Genomic DNA, 4,907 nt, shown 5'->3' with positions numbered 1-4,907 from the left:
ATTCAAATGATCTGACATCCACCAACGGCGGGCGTCTGGTGTTCGACGATTGCCAGCTGACGCAGTAGCCGTCCGGCCCGCGGAGTCCGCGCCGCCGGTCGTCGGGGCCCGGCACCGGCTGTCCGTGAACAGTCGGTGAACGTCGCCCAAACGGGCCCATATCCGGGCGCCCGGCGCCCCGGGCCGACTGTAGCGTCGAAGCATGATGACTCCCCCTCACCGTCTGCGCAAGGCTGCGCTGGCCGCCGTCGCCATTGGACTTCCGGCCGCCCTGCTTGCCCCGACCGGTCCCACGTTTGCGGCCGCCAACCCACCGGCCGCCCCGGCAGAGACCAGCCGTGCGGCCCGGACGTTGGACCTCGGCGCCCGGGATCTCCCCGAGGCCCGCACCGTCACCACCCTGGCTCCGGGCCTGACGCGGACCGCCATCACCCGTGGAGCTCCGGACGCGGCCCTGTTCTGGACCGCGGAAATCGCTATCCCGTCCACGTCCCCGGACCCCGATGCGCCGGCCAGCGCACTCTCCGATGGGGCCGCGGCCCGTGCGGTTGCCCGGAGACTCCAGGATGCCGGGCTCCAGCCGCGGGTTGAGCATGTCCAGTCCCCCCGCCTCGCCGATGCCGGTGGAGACCTCGGCTACCGTGTCCGCGTAGGCTCGTTTGCGTCCAAAGCCGACGGCGCGGCAACCGTCGACCGGATTAAGGCCGCAGGTTTTGCCGCCTCGGTGCTTTACACCGGGTGGGACGGGGACACCGACGACCTCCATGCCACGCGCGGCCAGTGGAAGCTGAACGTCCTGACCATCGATCCGAAGACCTTCAAGGGCGAGCTCGCCTCCGGCGTCGGCCCGGACCTCGAAGGCAGGGAAACAACAAGCCAGCTCGCCGCGGCGCAAGGCGCCCTCGCCGCGGTCAACGGCGGATACTTCGTGATGGACCCCAAGGCCGGCGCCCCGGGAGACCCGGCCGGGACCGCCGTCGTCGGCGGCAAGCTGCTCAGCGAACCGGTTGGTGACCGGCCCTCGTTTGTCCTCGACGGGACTACCAACAGAGCTTCAATCCAGCGGCTGACCTGGCGGGGCCAGGTATCGTCCCAGGCAGACGGCTCCAAGCTGGCTTTGGACGGCCTGGACCGGGTGCCCGGACTTATCCGCAATTGCGGCGGCACCGGCGACTCACCCACCAACCTGCCGCTCCACGACGTCACCTGCACCGACGCGGACGAGACGGTCGCGTTCACCGAAGAGTTCGGGGCCGCCACCCCGTCCGGTCCGGGACTGGAAGTGGTCCTGGACAAACACGGGGCGGTCACCGCCGTCCACAGTTCGCGCGGTACGGCCGTCCCGGCCGGCGGCCGGACGGTACAGGCCACGGGTTCGGACGTCCCCGCCCTCAAGGCTATGGCGGTCATCGGTCAGCGGCTCGACGTCGGGACCACGCTGATCGACGCCGCAGGCAAAAGCGTGCGCACCCACCGCGACACTTCCATCGTGAACGGCGGACCGGTCCTGGTCTCCGGGGGTACGGAGAACATCACCGCCCGGCGTGACGGCATGGTCCACAGCGGTGACAGCAACAGCTTCTATTACGGCTGGGTCCACAAGCGGAATCCCCGCACCATCGTGGGCGTCGACGCGCAGGGGCGCACCCTGATTGTCACCGCCGACGGACGCCAGACGGCGTCGCTCGGGCTCAGCATCAAGGAGGCAGCCGACGTCGCCCGGTCACTGGGCATGGTCGAGGCCATTAACCTCGACGGCGGCGGCTCCACCACCATGGTGGCGGGCGGCGGCGTGGTCAACACCCCGTCGGACGCCGCCGGTGAACGCGCCGTCGGCGATGCACTGCTGGTTCTTCCCCGCCGCCGGGACTGATCAGTACCGACTGAGCCGAACCGACTGGGACAAAGCGGCTGATATGCGAGGCTGGGTGCATGGACCTGGAAGTTTTTCCCGCACTCACGATTCCCGCAGCTGAACTTCGCTGGCGGTTCTCGCGCTCGTCCGGGCCGGGCGGCCAGCACGTCAACACCTCGGACAGCCGCGTCGAACTCTCCTGGAACGTGGCCCGTTCGGCGGCGCTTTCGGACGAGCAGCGGCTGGTGTTGCTCGCCGGGATCGGRCGACGTCGACTCATCGGCGGCGTCCTCACGGTCACCGCTTCGGAACAACGGTCCCAGTTGCGCAACCGGGAGACCGCCCTCGCCAAGCTCTCGGAACTGGTCACCGAGGCCCTCGCCCCCGGCGCGGCTCCCCGAAAGCCCACCAAACCCACCAAGGGCTCGAACCGGCGCCGGCTGGCGGCTAAGGAACAACGCTCGGCGACCAAGCTCCAGCGGCGACGGCCCGTTGCCGAATAGTCGGGCCGGCCACAGGATCGCCGCGGAAATGGCGGCGCCGGGGCGTTGGTACTGTGGAGCCGACCCGCTCGCGCACTGACTAGCACCAAKGTAGGAACAATGACCGCCACACCACCTCCTTCCGGCGTCGTCCTCCTGGCCGGTGCCACCGGCGACCTTGGCGGCCGGATCCTGGCGAACCTGGTCGGCCTGGGGGCCACCGTCCGGGTCCTCACCCGCCCCGGTACGGACGCAACCCGCATCGCGCAGGTGGAAGCCGCTAGTGCGCGGGTGGTCAAGGCCCGCTATGACGATCCGGATGCCCTCCAGCAGGCATGCGCGGGCGTCGATTGCGTGGTCTCCGCGATCAACGGTCCGGACGACGTGATCGTCGGCGCCCAGTCCAAGCTGCTGGCCGCTGCTGCCGCCGCGGGGGTACCGCGTTTTATCCCCTCGGACTACTCCATTGACTACCGGCGCATCAGCCCGCGCAGCAACAGGAACCTGGAGCTCCGCCGGGACTTCGCCCAGCAGCTGGACGCCACCGAGATCCGTGCCACGTCGATCCTCAACGGCGCCTTCACGGACATGCTCACCGGGCAAGCCCCAATGATCCTCTTTGCCCGGCACCGGGTGCTCTTCTGGTCCGACGCCGATCAGGTGCTGGACTTCACCACCAAGGACGATACCGCGGCCTACACCGCCGCCGCGGCCCTCGACGAACGCGCGCCCCGCGTCCTGCAGATTGCCGGCGACACAGTGACCGCGCGGACCCTGGCGGCGACCATGTCCGAGCTGACAGGGACTCCGTTCAAGCCGATGTTCGCGGGGACTGTCGGTTCACTGTCGGCCATGAGCCGGGCCATGAAGGCGTTCACGCCGACGTCGGACGAGCCGTTCCCGCCCTGGCAGGGTATGCAGTACTTTGCCAGCATGTTTAGTGGCGACGCGGTGCTGCACCACGTCGCCAACAACCGGTACGGCAACCGCCCGTGGACCACGGCACGGGRTGTCCTCGCGCAGCATCTGCAGGCCGGCTGAGCACCTACCGTACCTGGGGGTATGACCCAAGCTGATACGGGTCCCCATAGACGGACCAGCTGATCGGCGGGACGAGCCCCAGGTTGCCGGAGCCCAGCAGGCCCTCGTGGATGTCCTGGCGGCCGTGCTTCTGGTAGTCGCCCCATTTCTTGAGGATCTTCACCCGGGCGTCCACGACGCCGGCCAGATACCTGGACTCGTCGCCGCCCTGCGCCGGCGGCGGGTTGTCTTTCCGGGCCTTGGCCAGGATGCCGCCGAACGACTCTTTGTCATCCCCCGGGCCGTGGTTGACCGAAACGTCGTAATAGATCGCGAGTCCCAGCGGGCCGACGCCGTCACGGGCTGCCTCATCGAAGGCCGGCTGCCAGTACACCCTGTCCCGTTCCTGCTGCTGGGCGCGCTGGAAGGCCGGGTCGTTTCCGGCCGCTTTCCAGGCGGCGGGGAAATCCGGGTCCAGGAGCCGATGGCTCAGCGAGGGGCGCTCCTTGTCGGGCGCATCCATGATCTGCTTGAGCTGCGGCACGTAGCCCTCCAGGGGATTCCCCGGCGCCGCTGCGGCGTAGGCCTCCACGAGTTCGAGCATGTCGCCGGTGCCGCTGCACCAGCCCACCAGGCCGCCCGTGTACCCGCGCCCGTCGTCGATGTCCTCGATGTAACCGTAGGACGTGGTCCAGTCGGGCGTGGAGTTCTCGGCAGTGGAGGTCAGTTGAAGTGCAATCTCCTTGTAGACGGGGCTGGCGATATCAACTCCGGTTTGCCCGCCCCCCGCCCGCTCTCCCGGCGGAATCCATAGTTGACCCGGCATCTGACCTCCCGAACTAGTCGTGACGCCGAGACTAACAGCCGGCGGAACCGTGAAACAGGGCCCGGCGACCGTGGACAGAAGTAATTCGGGTGGTTCAGCCGGGGAGGTTGCCGGTGATGATCTTCTCCATGTTGGCCTGCAGGTAGTGCTGGCCCGCCACGCTGGGGTGGTCCCCGTCCGGCCCGATCAGCTGATCGGCCTGCCCCATGATCCATTGGTCCTGGATGGGATCGATGAAGACAGCGCCGGCCTCGTTTGCGGCGGCCCGGTCCTCGTCGCGCACTTCGAGCCGGGACGCCTCGGGATTGTCGGTGTAGGACGGCGGCCCCACCACCACAATCTTGGCGTCGGGTGCCTTGGCGTTGATTTCTGCCAGGGTCTTGGCTGCGGCCTGTTTCAACTGGGTGGCGTCGGAGCCCATGTCGTTCTCGGAGCCGAAAATGAGTACCAGCTGGGTGGTTTTTTGAACGCTCTCATCGACCTGGGACAGGAAAGTGGAGCCGCCGTCGCCGGTACTGACGTAACCGCTGCCGTTGGCCGAGGCGTTAACGATGGAGAGCGGGTGCTGCCCTCCCCGGGTGTCACCCTGGACCAGGTTGACACCCGGGGAGGGCAGCACCCGCTCTCCATCGTTAACGCCTCGGCCAACGGCAGCGGTTACGTCAGTACCGGCGACGGCGGCTCCACTTTCCTGTCCCAGGTCGATGAGAGCGTTCAAAAAACC

5 protein-coding genes are annotated in these 4,907 nt (G+C 68.2%); 3 read left to right on the top strand and 2 right to left on the bottom strand.

Translation table 11 applies throughout. The annotated features are described in order from the left end of the window. The first annotated feature begins 202 nt into the window (after window positions 1-202). The 3 genes from AC1DHD_RS14360 to AC1DHD_RS14350 all read left to right on the top strand — a co-directional run bounded on the left by AC1DHD_RS14360 (window position 203) and on the right by AC1DHD_RS14350 (window position 3,378). Window positions 203-1,873 carry a phosphodiester glycosidase family protein gene (locus AC1DHD_RS14360; protein WP_476880359.1) on the top strand — a complete coding sequence of 557 codons (1,671 nt, stop codon included), beginning with the start codon at window positions 203-205 and terminating at the stop codon, window positions 1,871-1,873. A gap of 59 nt (window positions 1,874-1,932) precedes the next feature. Beyond that, complete coding sequence (arfB, locus tag AC1DHD_RS14355; RefSeq protein ID WP_476880358.1) at window positions 1,933-2,358, top strand: alternative ribosome rescue aminoacyl-tRNA hydrolase ArfB; 426 nt, start codon at window positions 1,933-1,935, stop codon at window positions 2,356-2,358. Between the two features lie 99 nt (window positions 2,359-2,457). Further along, entirely contained in the window at window positions 2,458-3,378 is a 921-nt protein-coding gene (locus tag AC1DHD_RS14350; RefSeq protein ID WP_476880357.1) for an NmrA family NAD(P)-binding protein, read from the top strand. A 4-nt stretch (window positions 3,379-3,382) separates the two neighbouring features. Here the strand turns inward: AC1DHD_RS14350 and AC1DHD_RS14345 are convergent, their stop codons facing one another. After that, on the bottom strand, window positions 3,383-4,183 hold the full coding sequence (locus AC1DHD_RS14345; RefSeq protein ID WP_476880356.1) for a chitosanase: 801 nt from the start codon (window positions 4,181-4,183) through the stop codon (window positions 3,383-3,385). A gap of 94 nt (window positions 4,184-4,277) precedes the next feature. Continuing rightward, window positions 4,278-4,907 (bottom strand): SGNH/GDSL hydrolase family protein (locus tag AC1DHD_RS14340; RefSeq protein ID WP_476880355.1); only part of this gene is annotated, 630 nt, incomplete at its 5' end.

The sequence above is a fragment of the Arthrobacter sp. 05L45_2 genome (assembly GCF_056397525.1).
The sequence above is the reverse complement of the archived record's forward strand: the minus strand, read 5'-3'. Positions and strand labels throughout refer to the sequence as shown.